This is a genomic window from Halostagnicola larsenii XH-48 (assembly GCF_000517625.1).
GTDB classification, from domain to species: Archaea; Halobacteriota; Halobacteria; order Halobacteriales; family Natrialbaceae; genus Halostagnicola; species Halostagnicola larsenii.
Window position 1 is genome coordinate 1,759,998 of record NZ_CP007055.1, and the last position, 17,661, is coordinate 1,777,658.

At 63.9% G+C, this 17,661-nt stretch carries 20 protein-coding genes; 8 read left to right on the top strand and 12 right to left on the bottom strand.

Annotation, left to right across the window (positions count from 1 at the left end; all coding sequences use genetic code 11):
* The first annotated feature begins 33 nt into the window (after positions 1 to 33).
* Positions 34 to 1,389 carry an Nre family DNA repair protein gene (locus tag HALLA_RS08895; protein WP_049954056.1) on the top strand — a complete coding sequence of 452 codons (1,356 nt, stop codon included), beginning with the start codon at positions 34 to 36 and terminating at the stop codon, positions 1,387 to 1,389.
* 44 nt (positions 1,390 to 1,433) lie between these two features.
* Here HALLA_RS08895 and HALLA_RS08900 read toward each other — a convergent pair whose 3' ends face one another.
* Complete coding sequence (locus HALLA_RS08900; RefSeq protein WP_049953020.1) at positions 1,434 to 2,207, bottom strand: class I SAM-dependent methyltransferase; 774 nt, start codon at positions 2,205 to 2,207, stop codon at positions 1,434 to 1,436.
* Between the two features lie 55 nt (positions 2,208 to 2,262).
* Between HALLA_RS08900 and HALLA_RS08905 the strand changes: the two genes are divergently transcribed.
* Entirely contained in the window at positions 2,263 to 2,514 is a 252-nt protein-coding gene (locus tag HALLA_RS08905; protein ID WP_084568973.1) for a hypothetical protein, read from the top strand.
* Positions 2,515 to 2,573: 59 nt separating this feature from the next.
* On the opposite strand, the gene HALLA_RS08910 is transcribed toward HALLA_RS08905, so the two are convergent.
* The 3 genes from HALLA_RS08910 to HALLA_RS08920 all read right to left on the bottom strand — a co-directional run bounded on the left by HALLA_RS08910 (position 2,574) and on the right by HALLA_RS08920 (position 4,068).
* A complete protein-coding gene (locus HALLA_RS08910) occupies positions 2,574 to 3,011 on the bottom strand; it encodes a DUF302 domain-containing protein (protein WP_049953021.1) in 438 nt (145 codons plus the stop codon).
* A gap of 73 nt (positions 3,012 to 3,084) precedes the next feature.
* A complete protein-coding gene (locus tag HALLA_RS08915; RefSeq protein WP_049953022.1) occupies positions 3,085 to 3,780 on the bottom strand; it encodes a CPBP family intramembrane glutamic endopeptidase in 696 nt (231 codons plus the stop codon).
* Positions 3,781 to 3,786: 6 nt separating this feature from the next.
* The gene (locus HALLA_RS08920; protein WP_049954057.1) at positions 3,787 to 4,068 is read right to left on the bottom strand and encodes a DUF5789 family protein; all 282 of its coding nucleotides are present in this window, start codon (positions 4,066 to 4,068) and stop codon (positions 3,787 to 3,789) included.
* A gap of 249 nt (positions 4,069 to 4,317) precedes the next feature.
* Here HALLA_RS08920 and HALLA_RS08925 point away from each other — a divergent pair, with 249 nt between their 5' ends.
* Positions 4,318 to 5,253 (top strand): DUF7139 domain-containing protein, encoded by a 936-nt coding sequence (locus tag HALLA_RS08925; protein ID WP_049953023.1) that lies wholly within the window; start codon positions 4,318 to 4,320, stop codon positions 5,251 to 5,253.
* 17 nt (positions 5,254 to 5,270) lie between these two features.
* Here the strand turns inward: HALLA_RS08925 and HALLA_RS08930 are convergent, their stop codons facing one another.
* From HALLA_RS08930 to HALLA_RS08940, 3 genes are all read right to left on the bottom strand, one after another.
* Entirely contained in the window at positions 5,271 to 6,536 is a 1,266-nt protein-coding gene (locus HALLA_RS08930; RefSeq protein WP_049953024.1) for a DUF6498-containing protein, read from the bottom strand.
* A 126-nt stretch (positions 6,537 to 6,662) separates the two neighbouring features.
* Positions 6,663 to 7,157 (bottom strand): metal-dependent hydrolase, encoded by a 495-nt coding sequence (locus HALLA_RS08935; RefSeq protein WP_049953025.1) that lies wholly within the window; start codon positions 7,155 to 7,157, stop codon positions 6,663 to 6,665.
* Between the two features lie 76 nt (positions 7,158 to 7,233).
* On the bottom strand, positions 7,234 to 7,749 hold the full coding sequence (locus tag HALLA_RS08940; protein WP_049953026.1) for a CinA family protein: 516 nt from the start codon (positions 7,747 to 7,749) through the stop codon (positions 7,234 to 7,236).
* A gap of 135 nt (positions 7,750 to 7,884) precedes the next feature.
* Here HALLA_RS08940 and HALLA_RS08945 point away from each other — a divergent pair, with 135 nt between their 5' ends.
* Positions 7,885 to 8,985 (top strand): pyridoxal phosphate-dependent aminotransferase, encoded by a 1,101-nt coding sequence (locus HALLA_RS08945; protein ID WP_049953027.1) that lies wholly within the window; start codon positions 7,885 to 7,887, stop codon positions 8,983 to 8,985.
* A gap of 6 nt (positions 8,986 to 8,991) precedes the next feature.
* On the opposite strand, the gene HALLA_RS08950 is transcribed toward HALLA_RS08945, so the two are convergent.
* The gene (locus HALLA_RS08950; RefSeq protein ID WP_049953028.1) at positions 8,992 to 9,282 is read right to left on the bottom strand and encodes a hypothetical protein; all 291 of its coding nucleotides are present in this window, start codon (positions 9,280 to 9,282) and stop codon (positions 8,992 to 8,994) included.
* Between the two features lie 262 nt (positions 9,283 to 9,544).
* Between HALLA_RS08950 and HALLA_RS08955 the strand changes: the two genes are divergently transcribed.
* Positions 9,545 to 10,786 (top strand): ArsA family ATPase, encoded by a 1,242-nt coding sequence (locus tag HALLA_RS08955; RefSeq protein WP_049953029.1) that lies wholly within the window; start codon positions 9,545 to 9,547, stop codon positions 10,784 to 10,786.
* A gap of 65 nt (positions 10,787 to 10,851) precedes the next feature.
* On the opposite strand, the gene HALLA_RS08960 is transcribed toward HALLA_RS08955, so the two are convergent.
* The 3 genes from HALLA_RS08960 to HALLA_RS08970 all read right to left on the bottom strand — a co-directional run bounded on the left by HALLA_RS08960 (position 10,852) and on the right by HALLA_RS08970 (position 13,815).
* Positions 10,852 to 11,829, bottom strand: a complete 978-nt coding sequence (locus HALLA_RS08960) for an SDR family oxidoreductase (protein WP_049953030.1) — start codon at positions 11,827 to 11,829, stop codon at positions 10,852 to 10,854.
* Positions 11,830 to 11,955: 126 nt separating this feature from the next.
* Complete coding sequence (locus HALLA_RS08965; protein ID WP_049953031.1) at positions 11,956 to 12,789, bottom strand: endonuclease V; 834 nt, start codon at positions 12,787 to 12,789, stop codon at positions 11,956 to 11,958.
* 63 nt (positions 12,790 to 12,852) lie between these two features.
* Positions 12,853 to 13,815, bottom strand: coding sequence for a rhomboid family intramembrane serine protease (locus tag HALLA_RS08970; RefSeq protein WP_084568974.1), 963 nt, complete (start codon positions 13,813 to 13,815; stop codon positions 12,853 to 12,855).
* Positions 13,816 to 13,943: 128 nt separating this feature from the next.
* On the opposite strand from HALLA_RS08970, the gene HALLA_RS08975 reads away from it, so the two are divergent.
* Entirely contained in the window at positions 13,944 to 14,384 is a 441-nt protein-coding gene (locus HALLA_RS08975) for a DUF5788 family protein (RefSeq protein WP_049953033.1), read from the top strand.
* A 51-nt stretch (positions 14,385 to 14,435) separates the two neighbouring features.
* Positions 14,436 to 16,187, top strand: coding sequence for a DNA polymerase/3'-5' exonuclease PolX (polX, locus tag HALLA_RS08980; RefSeq protein ID WP_049953034.1), 1,752 nt, complete (start codon positions 14,436 to 14,438; stop codon positions 16,185 to 16,187).
* A gap of 147 nt (positions 16,188 to 16,334) precedes the next feature.
* On the opposite strand, the gene HALLA_RS08985 is transcribed toward polX, so the two are convergent.
* Positions 16,335 to 17,108 (bottom strand): PHP domain-containing protein, encoded by a 774-nt coding sequence (locus HALLA_RS08985; protein ID WP_174887907.1) that lies wholly within the window; start codon positions 17,106 to 17,108, stop codon positions 16,335 to 16,337.
* Positions 17,109 to 17,213: 105 nt separating this feature from the next.
* Between HALLA_RS08985 and HALLA_RS08990 the strand changes: the two genes are divergently transcribed.
* Positions 17,214 to 17,501 carry a DUF7565 family protein gene (locus HALLA_RS08990; RefSeq protein WP_049953036.1) on the top strand — a complete coding sequence of 96 codons (288 nt, stop codon included), beginning with the start codon at positions 17,214 to 17,216 and terminating at the stop codon, positions 17,499 to 17,501.
* Positions 17,502 to 17,661: the final 160 nt, after the last annotated feature.

The window sequence follows — 17,661 nt, forward strand, 5'->3', positions numbered from 1 at the left end:
ACATTCAAACCCTATCGGTTCCTCTCTCCGGTAATGCGCCTCGACGACTACATCGAGGAGTTAGAGCCCGACGAGGAGGCCGAGCGCCGACGCCTCGCGAAGGAGAAATCCTACGCGATCACGGACCACCTCGAGGACTTCGAGCGGAACTTCGAGCAGTCGCTCTCGGGCGATACGCTGGTCGGCTCGACGGCCCCCTCTATCTTCGTCGGCCGGTCGAACTATCCGGACATTCCGATCGGCCTGCTCTCGCCCGTCGGCGACGAAGACCGGGCCGAGGAGTACGTCACCGACGGCAAGTGGTACCAGCAGGGATACGCCATCGACGACGTCCTCCAGCGCCGGACGGGTCTATTGAACTCGAGCAAGTCCGCCAACGTCGACTCGCCGAGCATCGCCAGCCGGCTCGCACCGTCGGTCGACGACGTCTGGGACGGCTTCGTCGGCGTCCAGCGCGAGGTCGCGATTTCTGATCGGCCGGTCGACCTCGAGATCGGGCTCGACGATACGCCCGATCTGGGCCTCGACGCGGGAACGGACGTGGCGACGCCTCGCGGTCCTCGAGCGAGCGCCAAAAACGCCGATTTGCGGGAGAATCCCCACGTTCCGCGGGCGGTGAAAAAGACCTTGGAGGACGACGACTGGCAGGCCCAGGGGGCGATGACCTACCTCTACCGTCGCGGGTTCGACGTATACGAGATCAACTCGATCCTCTCGGCGGGCGCGCTCGGGGAGACCAAACAGCGACGACTCGTGCCGACGCGGTGGTCGATCACCGCCGTCGACGACACCGTTGGGAAGTTCGTCCGCGGGGGGATTCGAACGAACCCGAGCATCAACGAGGTGCAGGTCTGGGCCAACGAGTACATGGGCAATCGCTACTGGATCGTCCTCGCGCCCGGCCGGTGGGAGTTCGAACTCGTCGAGATGAAAGCCCCCGGCAGCATCTGGAACCCCGACCCCCACGACGCGGTCTGGATGGCGAGCGCAAGCGAGGGCTACGAGGGTCGAACCGGCTACGTCGAGGAGACCGCGGGGGCCTACTACGCCGCCCGGCTCGGCGTCCTCGAGCACCTCGAGTCGATCGGCAGGCAGGCCAAGTGCCTCGTGTTGCGCGAGGTCAGCGACGACTACTGGGCCCCGGTCGGCGTCTGGCAGGTCCGCGAGAGCGTCAGGAACGCCTTTGACGGGCCACCCGGCAGCGCCGACGGGAACGGCCCCGACGGCCGCGAATCGATCGCCGGCGAGTACGGCGAGGCCGAAACGTTCCACGACGCGGTCGCACACGTCGCACAGCAACTGCCCGTCTCCTACCAGCGACTCCGCAGGAAATCCGAACTCGCCGCCGGGTTGCAGTCCAGTCTCGACGCCTTCTCGAGCGGAACGTAGCGCCCGCAGCGCACGCAGGCTGTCCTCTTCTCGAGTGCTATGCTCTATGCCTCGAGCGCGACCGCGGCGAACCGGAGCCGTCGGTAGTCCGCGATCCAAGACCCGTCCCGGAACAGCGTCGGCCTGAGTTCGTCTTCGACCGCGGCGACGATTGCATCCCGCTCGTCGGCCGGAACCGATTCGAAAAACTCCTCGCCGAACAGCTCGAGCCAGTTCGAGAGGCCCTCCTCGCCGTTCTCGAGTTCCGTCGGTCGGTCGAACATCCTCGCCGAGCGCACCTCGAAGCCGTGGGCCTCGAGTCGCGGCGCGTACTCGCCGATCGACGGGAAGTACCACGGTTTCGCGGCTTCGTAGCCTCGTTCTCGCAGTTCGGTCTCGAGCGCATAGGTGATCATCCGGACGTTGTCAGCGCCCCCGAGTTCGGCGACGAACCGACCGCCCGACCGAAGCGCGTTTCGAATCGACTCGAGGACGGCGTCTTGCTCGCTGATCCAGTGTAACGCCGCGTTCGAGAAGACGGCGTCGAACGGCTCGTCGGGATCGAACTCGGTCGCATCCGCACGGATGAACGAACAGTTCGAATGCGACGACCGCGCCCGATCGATCATCGCCTCCGATTGATCGATTCCGATGACTTCGGCTCCTCGGGCGGCGATTTTGGCCGTTAGCTGCCCCGTTCCGCAGCCGACGTCGAGTACCCGTTCGTCCGGCTCGGGATCGAGCCACTCGAGCAGGTCTTCGCCGTACTCGGAGACGAACGAGTGCGAACCGTCGTAGGCGTCCGGATCCCACTGGTCTCCGTCTCGATGCGGTTCCATCCTGGCGCGGTCAACGAACGGAACCCATTTAGCTGATCCGACACAGAACGAGGGTATGATCGCACAGGGAGCCCTCCCGCCCGACTTATTCACCGCACTCGCGGCGCTGTTCTTGCTGTTTGGCGTCCCGTTGATCCTGTTCGGACTCATCATGCTCTATACGGGCTACGTCCAGTACGACGGCGAGCGGTACGTCGAAGAACTCGAGGCGCAAGCCGACCTCGACGGCGAGTCGGCCGACGGATCGAACGAGTTTGACGATGGGTCGACAGAGCCAGCGGACGAGGACGAGTCGAGAGCGTCCTAGGTATCATCCAGGATCGGACGGACTGTCATCGAACAATCGGTTCAAAGAAACTGTGCGGGCTACAGGTTCGAGTAGGCGGCGTCGACCATCTCGCCCGTTTCGTCGACTATTTCCTGCCAGTTCTCATCATCGGGGGCGATACCGAGCAGGCGCGCGATTTTCATGATCGAGATGTGGTAGACGACCTGTCGTCCCGGCGATTCCTCCCAGATGACGACGTTGCAGGGGAAGAGCCCGCCCATCTTCTTGGTTACGTCGAGGACCCGATCAGCGATCTTCGGATTACAGGCACCGAGGACGTAGTACGGGTCCCGATCGGCATCGACTTTCTCGTTGAGCAGGTCCGACGGCGAGAACTCGGCCGGGACGCCGAACCCCTCCGCCTCGAACACCTCGCGCGCGTGCTCGATGGCCTCCTCGTGGTCCATCTCGAGGACTGTCCGGTGTTCGCCGTAGTGTTCGGGGTCGATACTGGTCGGATCGATTGGGAGGCTCATAGAAGTTGGTTCGTGGTCCGGCTTGAAAAATCGTCCCCAGTAGCGGGACGGCGCCGGTCCGGCGCGCCAGCACTCAGAGCGGAATCGGGAACCACTCGATCACCTCGAGCAGCGCCGTCGGGTCGAACAACGGGTCGTGAAGCACCAGCCAGTCGAGAAAGACGAGGCCGACTCCGTGGGCGATGACTGACGGGAGAATCGAACCCGAGTTGTAATCGACCGCCCCGAAGAGGACGTCCGTCGGCCCGGAGAGTAAGAACTCGATCGGCGGCTTCGAGGAGTGGTGGATCATGTAGACGATCGGACTGATGAAGATCGCCTTGTACCCGATCTCTCTGACGCCGACACAGAGCAGTCCGCGGTAGTACGTCTCCGCTGCGAGCGCGAGCAAAAAGAGCTTGATCGCGTGCGGGATGAACTCGCCGAGTGCGGCTGAGGTCTCCCACATCGGGTAAAACGTCCTGATCGTCGGAAGCGTCGATCCCACGAGATAGAAGGGCAGCACGAACAGCGAGAGCGCGGCGGCGTTTCGAACCGCGGTTCGGTTTACGGTCCAGCCGATGCGCCGACCGTGGGTCAACCCGAGCGCGAGTGGACCGCCGATCAGCAGGACGCTATCGACGACGACCCGATCGTCGATCCCCGAGGGAACGACTCTGGTCCACACGACAGTGAGTATCGCCCCGACGAGAAGCGACTTCTGGACCCACGAGAGGCGATTGAACTGGTCGCGCACCCAGTCGACACCGCCCGCGTTTTCGGTCGCCACGAGTAGTCACTCGCCCGCCGTCGGAACGGGGCCGGTCCCGATCACGTCTCTGACGTGCGCTTCGAACTCCTGGTGGCGCTGGAAGTACGTTTCCTCGACGTCGACGAGTATCTCGGAGAGTTCCTGCGGGCCGTCCGGCGTCCGAACGACGCTGTCTCCCTCGAGACGGTCGACCTCGCTCTTTTCTTTGGGCCACGTGAGTCGGGAACTCACGCGGGCGAGCGGCGCTCCCTCGACCGCCATTCGTTCGCCGAGTTCCATGTCTGGCTCCTCCTCGTCGTCGCTCATGACCGGACGTTCGCAAGGGCGTCGATTCAAGCTTTCGCTTCGCTCGGTATTCAACAGCGCCTCGAGCGACGACACGTCGACAGCACACTCGAGCACGGTCGGTCGCGGTTTCGTCTCAGTCAGTCGCGGTTTCGTCTCGGTCGAGACTCGAGCGCCGAAGAGTGATGGATGGGGACAGTCGTTTTCCCCAGAATTTCGAGAATTGTCTGACGTATCATTTTTTGTGGTGTGAGCACCAACCGCTGTACCATGACCAGCCTGACGGAGGTCTATCGAGGAAACGAACGGGAGGTGTCGAGCCTCCGACGGCTGTACACGGGCGCGGTGCTCGTCGCTATCGGGGCGATTCTGGCAGTCGTCGCCGTCTTCGTCGCCACGACCGAACTCTTCTCGTCGTACTTCCCCCACCCGCTAGGGCCGATCCGGGCCGCCGGGATTATGGCCGGCATCGGCGTCCCGACCGCATTCGTCGGCGTCTTCATCGTCTTGCCCGCCTCACGTCGCGTCAAGGCCGCCGCTGCGATTGGAACGAGTCTCTGCATGCTCGGGGTTGTGATGTTCTCGTACGCCTATCCCGAACACTGGCGATTCCACGGCAAGGAACTCACGCTCCACGTTTCGGTGGTGTACCTGCTCGGGCTTTTCATTACGATGTGGTGTCTGTTTACCGCCGTCGTCAACTTCAAGACGCGAAACGATCCGGGCGGCATGCTCGAGATGAACGTAACCCGACAGGGCGAAACGAAAGTCGTGGAGGTGGACAACTCGAGCGGCGGCGCACTCGGCGGCGTCGGCCTCTTCGGGGCCGATCCCGACGGCGACGTCGAGACGCAGACGAACGTCGATGGCGACTCGAAAATGCGCTCGACCGGCGGGACTGGAACGAACGGCGCGCCCGCCGGGTCGAGAGCGGTCCCGACCAGCGACGGTGGCTCGGAGCCAGAATCGATCGAGTCGCCGCTCGAGACCGGCGACGGACGGGATGCGGAATTCGTCGACGCTCCCGTCCAACCCGATACCCCCGTCGAACCGGCGGACCAGTACTGCGGAAACTGCCAACACTTCGAGTACGTTCGGACCAACTCGGGCATGGTTCCCTACTGCGGCTATCACGACGGCGGAATGAAGGATATGGACCCCTGTAAGGAGTGGACGCCGAATCGACGCGACGCGGACCGGCAGTGAGACGATAGGAACTGTTCTCAAGACGACGCAGTCACGGCGCGTTTCGCGGTCTCTTCTGAGACATCGATCGTCCGCATCACCGCTCGAGCGTCGCTCTTCTTGAGGTGTGGCAGTCGGACCGTTCGCTCATCGTCCTCGAGGTCGATGCGAAGCGTCGCCGTTCCCAGCAGTCGATCGACGCTGGAAACGTTCCGCTCGAGAGATACTATTTGGTCGGGCCTGAGTCGCCAGTGCGGCCCGGCAGACCGCGTGCCGTAGCAAACGAGACCGTCGGTTTCGGTGACCTGATAACTCGTCCACCAGTACCTGAGGACGTTATCGAAGAGGCCGAGTCCGCCCAACAAGGCGAGGGCGCCCGCGAGCCACTCGAGAACGACGAGGTCAGCGCCCAGCACGAGAAGGACGCAGAACCACCCGCCGAACAGGCCCACGAGCGTACCCGCCAGCGATGAGACACCGTTGGTCACGCTGCCAAGGAGGACGCCGAGTCTGTGCGGTCGAATCGGATCGGTCGGACGCGACCTCTCAAGCGGACGCGGGTCCCACTCGAGACCGGTTCTGGTCTCGGTGACCTCGAGCGAGCCGCCGAGTTCCTCCTCGAACGAGAGCATCGTCCCGTAGAACGTCCAGACGAGGTCGAACGCGAACTTCACGACGAGTAGCGAGGCGAGAAAAAGGAGCGCCGTTATTTCCCCAGTGACGGTGGGTGCGACGACTACAATGACAGTCCCAAAAATCCACAGCGGCCAGAGCGCATCTTGGAGGACTTGCTGTGCGTTTAGCTCACGGTACCGCCGGCCACTCACGTAGGTCGACATCGTCTTCCAGCCGCTAGCGACGAAGAGACTGATTCCGACGGCAAGGACGGAGTAGAGAGTCCCGGATCCGGGTTGGATTACTTCCTGAAACTCAGGCATCTGTCCGACAGCCAGCAAACCGACAGTAATCCACATGCCGCCAAAGCCCACCCCGGCAATGGCGACTATCGGAAGATTGTGAACGTACCACACGAGATCCGTTCGCGGGATCGAAACGCCGCCCCTTCGATACCGGAACGCACCGAACAGGAACATCTCCGGCGAATAGTCGGCGGGTCGCTCGGCGAACCCAGCCCTGAAAGTCGCCCAGAACAGCCCGATCCCGATTTCGAGCCAGTAGACGGACACCAGCGTCGTGACGTTCCAGTTCCAGAGCAAAACGCCGAGGACCGAAAGCGCATTCGAGAGCACGGCCCACCAGAGCAGCGCCTGCCTCCCGAACATCGTGTCCCGCGAGAGATGCATTGAATCAAACCCCTCATTCGTGTCACCAAGCTGTTTCGATATGGGTCTTCGATCGAAGCGAACAACCACTCCGCTCGATCGTCGTTTCCGACGACTGCGATGGCGACGATGGCCTCGTTCCGAGGGCTACCCGAGCACGGTTCCGATCGCCTGACCGCCCAGCTCGAGGCTGGCCTGCGGAATCCGGTAGATGATGATCGCGGCGACGACCAGTTCCACGCCGGTGACGACGACGGTCACCAGATCGGCCATCCGGCTTTTGACGGCGACGCCGACCGGAAGGCCGAACTCCTCGGACCAGAGCGGGTAGAAGAGCGCGATGCCGCGTTTGCTCCCCGCGACGTCGAGCACGTAGTGGGTGAGAATCCCGATCCAGACGTACTCGAGGTTTTCGAAGAAATACGGGAAGCCCACGAACGCGACCAGAATCGGCAGGTTGTGCAGCGTCTTTCGGTGCTTGCCGAACTCGGTGTCGACGTCGGGAAAGAGCGCCCCGAGGGTGACGGGAACGCCGATCATCAGAATCGTCACAAACGTCTCTTCGGTCCCGGACGGCTCGAGCAGGTAGCCCAGTCCGATGCTCAACAGGACTGCGTTGAGAACGTGTCCCTTCTTGTTCATCTACCGAACGCTGGGAATCGAAGGACGGAATAGCTTTCTGTCGAGACGCGCCGCCGATCGGCCCGATACAGGAGTTTCAGTGAATTCGGTCGACCGCGGACAACAGATCCTCGAGCGCCTGTTCGACCGTTTTCGCCCGGATCGCCGCCCGATCCCCGTCGAACTCGTAGCGGGATACGGTCGCTTCGGTGGTGGCGGTTCCCCACGGTCCGGCGTAGGAAATCCCAATGTAGACGGTTCCGACAGGATCGTCTTCGGTTCCGCCGGTGGGACCCGCAACGCCGGTGACCGATATCCCCCACGTCACGTCGGTTACATCTCTGACACCCTGGGCCATCTCGAGCGCGACGGGTTCGGAGACCGCGCCGTGTTCGTCGAGCGCCTCGCGGCTCACCCCGAGGTGGCGTCGCTTGGCGTCGTAGGCGTAGGTCGTCAAGCCGGCGTCAAAGTAATCGCTCGCACCCGGAATCGACGTGATCGTCGCGCCGATCAGCCCGCCGGTACAGGACTCGGCCACGGCGAGAGTCTCCTCGGCGTCTCGAAGCGCGTCGCCGACCCGCATCGGCAGGTCGCGATCGATATCGTCGTTCATACTCGAGTGGTAGCGAGCCGGTAGTTTCAATGGACCGGTAGCCCGGGACGGGTAGGTCTCGTCGGATTCGGCCGCCCCTCGAGTCTCGTCGGTCGTGTCGAAAGATCCACGGCCCGTCGGCACCCACCCGAACGCATGGACTACGAGACGCCGCTTTTCTTTCGCGTGATGCAGTACGCCGCGAGCGCCGATGGCGACGTGATCGACATGGTCAGCGGCAATCCGGACTGGGAGCCGCCGGAGGCGCTCCGGGACGGCCTCCGTGAGTACGCCGACGCGGATCCGGACCGGTTCCAGTACCCGCCCAGCGACGGACTCCTCGAGTTGCGCGAGGAGATCGCTGCACGCCGAAACGTGGACGTCTCGCAGGTCGTCGTCACTAACGGGGCCGGCGAGGCGAACTACCTCGCGATGGCTCGCGCCCTAGAGCGCGACGCGGGTTCCGAAATCGTCCTGACCGATCCCGTCTACCCGTACTATCCCGGGAAGACGACCATGCTCGAGGGGACCCAGACCTACGTCGAAACCGACGACGCGGGACGGCTCGATCCGGCCGACGTTCGATCGGTAGCGAGCGCTGATACCGCCGCCATCGTGGTCACCTCGCCGAACAATCCCACCGGCGCGGTCTACCCCGAGGAGACGGTCCGCGAACTGGTTTCGATCGCCGAAGCCAACGACGCGCTGCTCGTGAGCGACGAGGTATACGACCACTTCGACCTCTCGGGGACCTTCTCGAGCGCGCTCTCGGTCGACTCCGACCATCGGATCGTAACGAACGCGTTCTCGAAGTCGATGGCGATCACGGGCTTTCGGGTCGGCTACGCAGTCTTTCCCAAACGACTGGTCGAGAGCGCGAGAAGTCGTCACATGCTGGTCAACGTCGCCGGCAGTCGGCCCGCACAGTACGCCGTCTTGCACGCGCTACGAGAAACTGACCCGGAGTACTACCAGGCCAATCGGGACCGACTCCGCGAGCGCGTCGAGACGTTTACCGATGCCCTCGAGCGAGCGGGTGCGGCGTACACGCGACCGAGCGGGTCGTTCTACGTGCTGGTTCGATTCGACGACTTCCCCGGAACCCTCGAGAACGTCGAGCGGCTGATCGACGAGGCGGGCGTCGCCGGCATGCCGGGAACCGCGTTCGGCAGTGCGCGAGAGGACTGGCTCCGGTTCGCGCTCGTGACGCCGCGGGTCGAGGACGCGGCCCAGCGGCTGGTCGACTACTTCGAGTAGGGCTCGCTATCGAAGCGACCCGGACCACTCGCACCGGGAACACGCGAACAGCCCGGCTCCGTTTATCGTCTCGGTGCCGCAGTCCGGACAGGCGGTCGACCCGTCGCGGCCCGCCTGCCCGTCACTCGAGCGGAGAATACCGCGAGCAGACTTCGTGAAGCGGATTAGCCGTGCGGTCTCGGGGATGTGTTCGAATTCGGGGGCGTCGTACGGGAACAGGCCTGCAGCTCGAGTCTCACGTTCCGGTTCGAGGACGAGTTCGGAATCGGTCGTCGGGAGGCTAGATGGAGTCGTCATTGGCGGTCGGTTCGCGTCATCGGACCACGATCTCGTATATAATGGTGGCCCCTAGACTAACAAGTCCGTTTACCGGTGTTAATACACCTAGTATCGCTCCGTACGGGACCTCGTGAACGCGCTGGATCGTGGACGTGCCGCCGGCCGGGGATTCCTCAGTCGACGGATCTCGCCACGAATACTGCGCGAGCGTCCGCAGCCGCCGTCGTCGTTTTCGAGACGGACCGACGGTTACTCGTGTCTGGACGGGATACCCGCAGGTATGAGCGGACTCGACGTCGACCCGGTCGAAGAGACGAACGAGGACGGCGACGACCACACGATCGAGGTGACGCCGACCGACTCCGTCGCGGCGGACGACCAGCGCCGGACGGTCGACGTCGAACCGAGCGACGAACCCGTCGACGGGCCGGAGTACGTCCTGTACGGCGGGAAAGGCGGCGTCGGCAAGACCACGATGGCGGCCTCGACGGCCCTGGACAGCGCCCATCGCGGGGTCCGAACGCTCGTCGTCTCGACGGATCCCGCACACTCACTGTCGGACACCTACGAGACGGATATTCCCGCGGAGCCGACCCGTATTCGCGACGAGGTTCCCCTGTACGCGGCCGAGATCGATCCCGAAGCGGCGCTCGAGAACGCCGACACGATCTTCTCGCAGGGAAGCGACGATCCTGCAGGAAGCGCCGGGCAGGAGGCGACCGACGGCTTCGACGACAGCGACGAAGCCGGGTTCGGAACCGATTCGTCGAACAGCGCTGGCAATCCGTTCGGCGGCGCTGAGGGGCCAATGGGCGGCATGGGCGAACTGCTCGGCGGCGAGTCCCCGATGGACGCCATGCTCGGCGGCAACATGCCCGGTTCGGACGAGGCGGCGGCCGTCCAACTTCTGCTCGAGTACATGGACGACGATCGATTCGACCGCGTTGTGGTGGATACGGCCCCGACGGGACACACCCTCAAGCTCCTGCAATTGCCGGAGCTGATGGACTCGATGATGGGCAAAGTGATGAAACTCCGCCAGCGAATCGGAGGGATGCTCGAGGGCGTCAAAGGGATGTTCGGCGGCGCAGATGACGCCGGTCAGGAGCCCGGAATGGAGGATCTCGAGGAGCTTCGCGAGCGGATCGAACGTCTCCGAGACGCGTTGAGCGATCCCCAGCGAACCGATTTCCGAATCGTGATGGTCCCCGAGGAGATGAGCGTCCTCGAGTCTAAACGCCTCCGACAGCAACTGCGGGAGTTCGATATCCCGGTCGGCACGCTCGTCGTCAACCGCGTGATGGAGCCCCTTTCGAACGTCACCGACGACGTCGAGGGCGACTTCCTCGAGCCGAACCTCGACGACTGCGAGTTCTGCCAGCGCCGCTGGGATGTCCAGCAGAAGGCGCTGACGGAGGCCCAGGAACTCTTCCGCGGCACCGACGTCCGTCGGGTCCCGCTGTTCGCCGACGAAGTTCGCGGTGAGGAAATGCTCGAGGTCGTCGCCGCTTGCCTTCGCTGATACCGAGCGATCCGGGCGAGAAACGAGTCGAAAACTCCGTTTTCGCGAACGAATTCGGCCGCCGATCAGACGAATTTCCGAAGAAGCCCGTAGGCCGCGTCGCGGAGGCGGTCCGGCAGGAATCGCGCGTACGAGCCGTACTGTGCCATCGGACCCACGGGGTATCGCGCTGGCGGCTCTCGAGCGGTTCCCGCCTCGAGAATCGCCTCGGCGACCGCCTTCGGCTTGAGCGCGAGCGGCCCGCCGCCGCCGATTAGCTGTGCGTCGTCGTAGATTTCGTACAGCGTTTCGTAAGCCGGCGTCCGGGTTTCCGGCAGTTCGTCGTCGGTCCGCTCGACGAACTCCGTCTCGACGGTTCCGGGTTCGATCAGGACGACCTCGATGCCGAACTCCTCGACTTCCGCCCGCAGCGAATCGCTCATCGCCTCGAGCGCGTGCTTCGAGCCCGAGTACGGCCCGGTACCGGCGAACGAGAGGCGGCCGAGAATGCTCGAGACGTTGACTATTCGTCCCTCGCCCTGCGCTCGCATGTGCGGCAGCGCGGCGCGAGCGAGCCGGTGGGGCCCGTAGACGTTGACGTCGAACTGGCGGTGGAGGTCGAGCGTGGAGACGTCCTCGAGCGGCCCCATTTGGGCGTAGCCCGCGTTGTTCACGAGACAGTCGATCGCGCCGCCGAGCTCGACGGTCTCCTCGACGACTCGAGCAACTTGGTCGGGCTCGGTCACGTCGAGTTCGAGCGTCGTACACCCCGCCTCGGCGAGGTCCGCGATGTCATCGGTGTTTCGGGCCGTGGCCACGACCTGCCAGTCCTCCTCGAGGAAGGCCTGAGCGGTCGCTCGCCCGATGCCCGACGAACAGCCGGTGATGAGGACGCACTTCTTGCGGGTGTAGCGGTCGTCGGCGCTGTCGGTCGTCGCACGGTCTCGGTCCTCGCTCGAGGCCGTCGATTCGTCTCTTACGGTGTCAGTTTCGCGATCGTCGCCTGCTCCAGGGGAGTCCCGCTCCCCGTCGTCCGTTCCCTCGGCTTCCTCAGCAATGGCCATACCAGTTGGGTTCGTGAGACATAACCTAAGTACCGACGGTTTTTCTCGACTGTCGGTCGCGCCAGCAGTCCTGTCTCTCGGTGTCTCGCTGAATCGAGGTTACTTGAAAATCTGCAAGAAGACACGTTATCTATCCAGTGTTTTCGCCTCGTCCGCGTAGCTATCCGCCAGCCGAACTGGCTCCGGGAGTTTATAGCCCGAACTCAGTTCCAGAACGACATCGGCGGCCGTCTCGGGGCCGACGCGATGGCCAGGACTGACGTACAGTGGATTGACGTACCGACTCGAGGATTCGTACTGCTTGGTCTGGACCGCGTACCCGAGCAAAGTGCCGTCGGGGGCGTCGACCCTCGAGTTGGCCTCGATGGGAACGCGCGTTCCGGCCGGCAGGTCCTCGAGGTCGCCGGCAGGCTCGCCACAGAGGAGGCTCTTGGCGACGCCGACGGCCGGCGCGTCAACAATGACCCCGATGTGAGTCGCGATGCCCGCCTGCCGGAAGTGGATGCGGCCGCTGCCGTCGAACAGGAAGAGGTCCGGGTCGACCGTTAGCTCCTCGAGCGCGTCCAGGATCGGCGCTCCCTCGCGGAACGACAGCAGGCCGGGGATGTACGGAATCTCGAGAGGCGTGACCGCGAAGACTCGTTCGATTACCTCGCCGCCACGCATTGCCACGACGGCGCTCAGCGCTCGTTCGGGTTCGTCCTCGAGGAGAAACGACTGATCGACGCCGGCGACGATCGGTGGATCGTCGTCGCTCGCGGTTGCGGCGAGTGGATTCGAGAGGTTCGACGGGTCGAATCCGGATTCGTTCCCAGCGTCGGTTTGGTTTGCGGGTATCGAGCCGATATCGAACTCGTCCTCGAACACCGCGTTCCGGGCGATCTCTCGCTGGAGCGACTCCATCTCCTCGGTCGAAAGCGAGGCGTCGGGGAGAAGGTCCGGCCTCGAGAGTTCTGTCATCGATGTCTCGTACTCGTCGGGCGAAAATGAGTGTCGGGGTTCGAGGGAATCTACCGAACGCGATTAGAACGGGCCGCGTCCGCGGCCGGGGCCGCCAGGTCCACCGGGTCCGCCGCCCCCGCCCATCTGTATTTGGCTGGGAACCCGGAAGTTCCTGGTCCGTTTCAAGTACTCGCCGTATGCCAGCCCGATGAGCAGGCCGACGAGGTGCGCACCGTGGGCGATTCCCCCGGCGCCGGGGGAGCCGAGTACGATGAACAGCATGCTGATGGCGACCGTCCCCGCCGCGAGCACCCAGATCGGCATTGCGAGAACGAAAAAGAGGTAGACGCGAAGGTCGGGGTTCAATATCGTCACGACGCCGATGATCGCCAGCGCCGCACCGCTCGCGCCGAGCACGCTCGAGGGCTCACCCAAGAGGGACGCGAGTCCGACCTGTCCGATTCCGGCGAGGACGCCGCTGACGACGAACAAAATCGCGAAGTCCCTCGAGCCGATGTAGCGCTCGACCAACGGTCCAAAGAAGAAAATCACGATGCTGTTGAAGACGATATGGAAGATGCTGCCTTCCGGTCCCTGCGCTCCGATGATGAAAAACGGCGAATGGGCGAAAACCGACGTGACCCACGTCCAGACGTAGGTCGGGTTCGCCGTCGAGAGCGTAAAGAGCGTCTCGTGGAGTTCCCGCCCGCCGATGCTATACGCGAGAAACTGCGCTGCCATCGTGAGCCACATCAGCGCGAGCAGCGTGTAGGTCATGTTCCCGCGGAAGTACCCGAGCACGCCGCTCGAGCCCGTATCGAACGGGAGCTTCGACGCTATTTTCTCCGTGGTCGAGGCCTCCGCGCTCGAGTTCACGCTGTCGTCGAAGCCGCTGTTGAACACTCCCTTCGGGTCGTTCCAGTCGTGCAGGCCCGAGCAGCCGTGGTTTTCCGGCAGGCGGTGCTCGCCGCAGTGTGTCCCGCCGCAGTGTCGACACTCGTACGGCATGTTCTCTTGTTGCCCACACACGTCGCACTTGGCCATTGCCCGGGGGTATGGGGGGCACGGCTAAGGGATTTGGGGTTCCGGCCTGGATCACAATCGCCGACTCGCGGTCGGTATCACCGCGACAGTGACGTACATTTTTGCCGTTCAGGACCCAACGCAAAGGTGTGCAAGAGTACGAGCGAAAACAGCTCCTCGAGCGCGTCGGCCGCGAGGGAGCAACCGTCGGCGCGGACATTCCGGAGACGATCACCGTCCAGGGCGAGGCGATCGACCTCCAGACGTTCGTCTTCGAGATCAAGCGCCGGGAGACGATACCCGCCGGCGAACGCGAGCGCGTCGAGCGAGCCAAGAAGAACCTGCGACGCGAGCGCCTCGAGCGCGTCGAACGGATCGAGGAGGACGACATCAGCCGCGAGACCGGGGAGGAACTCGCCCGAAGCATCGTCGGCATCGACCGGGCGCTCAACGCCCTCGAGAACCTCGGTTCGACCGATCTCGAGCGCGAACAACAGGCAAAGCAGGCCGCGGATACGAAACGCTGGATGTCGTTCCTGCAGAAAGCGCTCGGTCGCGAGGATACTGCGGCATCGCGTGGAGGCCGGTAGGATGATCGGACCGAACCCCGAAATCACGAGCGGCGAACGGAGGACCACACGATGACGACCAACGCCGAACTCGCCGCCCGGTTCGAGGAGTTCGCCGATCTCCTCGAGGCCGACGACGTCGAGTACAAACCGAGAGCGTACCGCCGCGCCGCCGAGAACATTCTGGCTCATCCGTCGCCGATCGCCGACCAGCTCGAGGCGGGCAACGAGGAGGCCGTCGAAAACATCGACGGCGTCGGAGACGCCATCTCCTCGAAGATCGTCGAGTACGTCGAGACCGGCGAGATCGAGGAACTCGAGGAACTGCGCGAGGACCTGCCAGTCGACATGGCCGCGCTGACCCGCGTCGAAGGCGTCGGCCCCAAGACGGTCGGCTCGCTATACCGTGAACTCGAAATTCAGGATCTCGACGACCTCGAGGCCGCCGCCGAGGCGGGCGAGATTCAGGCGGTCAAAGGGTTCGGCCCGAAGACCGAACAGAACATCCTCGAGAACGTCGAGTTCGCGCGGACGATCGGACAACGGCAGTTGCTCGGCGAGGCCCGACCGCTCGCCGACGACGTGCTCGAGTACCTCGAGTCCGTCGACGCGATCACCGAAACCGAGGTCGCCGGTTCGATCCGCCGGTGGCGAGAGACCATCGGCGACGTCGACGCGCTCGCGGCCGCCGACTCGGGAGCCGACGCGATCGAGGCGTTCCTCGAGTGGGAATCGATCGACGACGAGATCGAATCCGGGCCGGAGAAGGCGAGCGTCAGAGTCGGCGACGTTCGAGTCGACCTGCGCGTGGTCGTTCCCGAGGAGTTCGGCTCGGCGCTGCAGTATTTCACGGGGAGCAAGGACCACAACGTCCGACTGCGCAATTACGCGATCGAGCGGGACATGAAGTTAAACGAGTACGGCGCGTTCGACGTAAGTGACGTCGACGATCCCGACGCCGGCCAGCGCGTCGGCGAGCGCGTCGCGGGCGAGACCGAAGCGGAGATGTACGAAGCACTCGGCTTGCCCTGGATCCCACCGGAACTGCGCGAGGACCGCGGGGAGATCGACGCCGCGGCCGCCGGCGAACTTCCGGACCTCATCACGCAAGGCGACATCCGCGGCGATCTACACACCCACACGGAGTGGTCCGACGGCAACAACACGATCGAGGAGATGGTTGAGGCCGCCGCCGAACGCGGGTACGACTACTACGCTATCGCCGACCACGCCGAGGGACCGGGCGTCGTCGGCGGGATGGGTCTCTCGGACACGGAAATTCTCGAGCAGGTCGAAGCGATTCGGGAGGTCGACGCCGCCGCGGACATCGAGGTGCTCGCGGGGATCGAGGCCAACATCGACGCCGACGGCGAAATCGGCCTCGGCGACGAGGTGATCGACGCGCTCGACGTCATCGTCGCTTCCCCACACAGCGCGCTCGATCAGGATTCGGCGGCCGCCGCCGACAGACTCGTCCGGGCGATCGAAAACCCCGCGGTCGACGTAATCGGACACCCGAGCGGGCGACTGCTCAACGAGCGTGAAGGCCTCGCGATCGACGCGTCGGCGCTGGGCGCTGCGGCCGCCGAACACGACACCGCACTCGAGGTCAACAGCAATCTGCGCCGGCTCGACCTCTGGGGCAGCGCCGTTCAGGCCGCCCTTGAGGAGGGGGCGATCATCGCGATCAACACCGACGCACACCAGCCGGCGACCCTCGAGTACGTCCGCTGGGGCGTCCACACCGCCCGTCGCGGCTGGGCCGAACCCGCAGACGTGATCAACGCGTGGGATCTCGAGGAACTTCGAAACTTCCTGCACTGAGTCGGGCTACTCGAGCAGATTCTCGTTTCGGAACGATCGGTGCGCTGGCACGGACCATCCAGCGTGGACGCTGGTCGTAACGCAGACAAATCGAATCAGCCGCTCTCGAGAGGGGGCCGCCGACCATTTCGACGGAGCGGGTTCCGATCAGTAGACGGCGTCGTCTTCGAATCGGCCGTCGTACGCGATGTGATTGGCGTGGGTCGGCTCCTGACCGGAGAGAAAGAGCCGATCGATCTTCTGCCAGGTATTTTCATAGCCCAGATGTGCGAGTTCTTTGGCCGTCGTCGCCCACCGCTGTGGACCGTCGGTGTGGACGACGCGACGTCCAGCCCTGTTCTCGAGCGCCGCGAGAACGTCCGATTCGGTTTCGAAGTCGCCGTCGAAGGCGGTGTAGGCGGCTCCAACCGTACTCGCAACGTGTGCGTACGACGAGGTAAACGGCGGTATCGAGTACGATTCGGAGATCTCCCGCGCGCGTCGATTATCCCGCGGGAGATGTTTCGGGTTGTAAATTTCGAGCGCGTCGATGGTGCCCTCGTAGGCTCGAATGTCGTCCTCGCCGAGACTCACAGTCAAGAATTCGGGATGTGGAATCAGCACCGTCGCGTCCTGGCGCTCGAACTCGGCCATCGCCGCCTCGAGCGAGATGAAGTCGGGAACGGGGTCGGACAACCCCAACGCGAGGACGTGTTTCCGGTTCTTCCACGACCCCGTAAACACCTCTCGAGCGGGGATGACGAGCAAGTCCTCGCTCGAGTAGACCTCGGCCCGCCGACGGATTTCCGGGAGTCGCGTGAAGTGGGGCGCGTAGATGATGGCGTCGAGGCCCGCCGCCCTGGCGTTCGCAACGACATCTCTGTTGAGCACCTTGACGTGGCAATCGACTCGAAACTCGGCTCCGGCAGTCACGTCAGCCAGTTTCGCGACATGGAAGTTATGAATTCTGATTCGTCAGTCTCGAGTACGTGTTGTAAAGCCGAACGGTCGAAAAGATCTTTAGGTGTCGTTGTCTCACAGTGACCAATGCCCTGGGACTGTGGAATCGATGGGTGCGGCGAGACCTTCGACGACGTCGAGCCAGCGATCATCCATCAGGCGACCGAACACGAGCGCCGCGAGTGCAAAGTCTGTGGAACGATCGTTCCAGACGGCTACCTCTCGATCCGGCACGTCTTTACCGAACACAGCCGCGCCGAGTACGTCAGAGCCTACAGCGCGAGCTCCGAGGACGTCCGCGAGCGCGAGGACCTCCTCGAGGAGATCGGATCAGTCGCGAACATGGAACAGATCGCCACCGAGCTAAAACGGTAGTCTCGCACCCGACAGCATCGCCGTCCGTGTCCACAGACCGAGAACGCGAAGACGATCGACGCCAGATCCGCGATACGTTCGATTACCCCCTCTCCTCAAAATAGTATAAAACGACCTCGGCGCACAGCGCCGAGTGAACCGACTCGCTACCGCTCGTCGG

Coding starts and splice junctions, on each gene's coding strand:
- HALLA_RS08960 (WP_049953030.1), bottom strand. CDS start 11,829: ATGGCCATTGCTGAGGAAGCCGAGGGAACGGACGACGGGGAGCGGGAC.
- HALLA_RS08940 (WP_049953026.1), bottom strand. CDS start 7,749: ATGAACGACGATATCGATCGCGACCTGCCGATGCGGGTCGGCGACGCG.
- HALLA_RS08950 (WP_049953028.1), bottom strand. CDS start 9,282: ATGACGACTCCATCTAGCCTCCCGACGACCGATTCCGAACTCGTCCTC.
- HALLA_RS08970 (WP_084568974.1), bottom strand. CDS start 13,815: ATGGCCAAGTGCGACGTGTGTGGGCAACAAGAGAACATGCCGTACGAG.
- HALLA_RS08920 (WP_049954057.1), bottom strand. CDS start 4,068: ATGAGCGACGACGAGGAGGAGCCAGACATGGAACTCGGCGAACGAATG.
- HALLA_RS08900 (WP_049953020.1), bottom strand. CDS start 2,207: ATGGAACCGCATCGAGACGGAGACCAGTGGGATCCGGACGCCTACGAC.
- HALLA_RS08955 (WP_049953029.1), top strand. CDS start 9,545: ATGAGCGGACTCGACGTCGACCCGGTCGAAGAGACGAACGAGGACGGC.
- HALLA_RS08965 (WP_049953031.1), bottom strand. CDS start 12,789: ATGACAGAACTCTCGAGGCCGGACCTTCTCCCCGACGCCTCGCTTTCG.
- HALLA_RS08935 (WP_049953025.1), bottom strand. CDS start 7,157: ATGAACAAGAAGGGACACGTTCTCAACGCAGTCCTGTTGAGCATCGGA.
- HALLA_RS08945 (WP_049953027.1), top strand. CDS start 7,885: ATGGACTACGAGACGCCGCTTTTCTTTCGCGTGATGCAGTACGCCGCG.
- HALLA_RS08925 (WP_049953023.1), top strand. CDS start 4,318: ATGACCAGCCTGACGGAGGTCTATCGAGGAAACGAACGGGAGGTGTCG.
- polX (WP_049953034.1), top strand. CDS start 14,436: ATGACGACCAACGCCGAACTCGCCGCCCGGTTCGAGGAGTTCGCCGAT.
- HALLA_RS08930 (WP_049953024.1), bottom strand. CDS start 6,536: ATGCATCTCTCGCGGGACACGATGTTCGGGAGGCAGGCGCTGCTCTGG.
- HALLA_RS08990 (WP_049953036.1), top strand. CDS start 17,214: ATGCCCTGGGACTGTGGAATCGATGGGTGCGGCGAGACCTTCGACGAC.
- HALLA_RS08905 (WP_084568973.1), top strand. CDS start 2,263: ATGATCGCACAGGGAGCCCTCCCGCCCGACTTATTCACCGCACTCGCG.
- HALLA_RS08910 (WP_049953021.1), bottom strand. CDS start 3,011: ATGAGCCTCCCAATCGATCCGACCAGTATCGACCCCGAACACTACGGC.
- HALLA_RS08895 (WP_049954056.1), top strand. CDS start 34: ATGCGCCTCGACGACTACATCGAGGAGTTAGAGCCCGACGAGGAGGCC.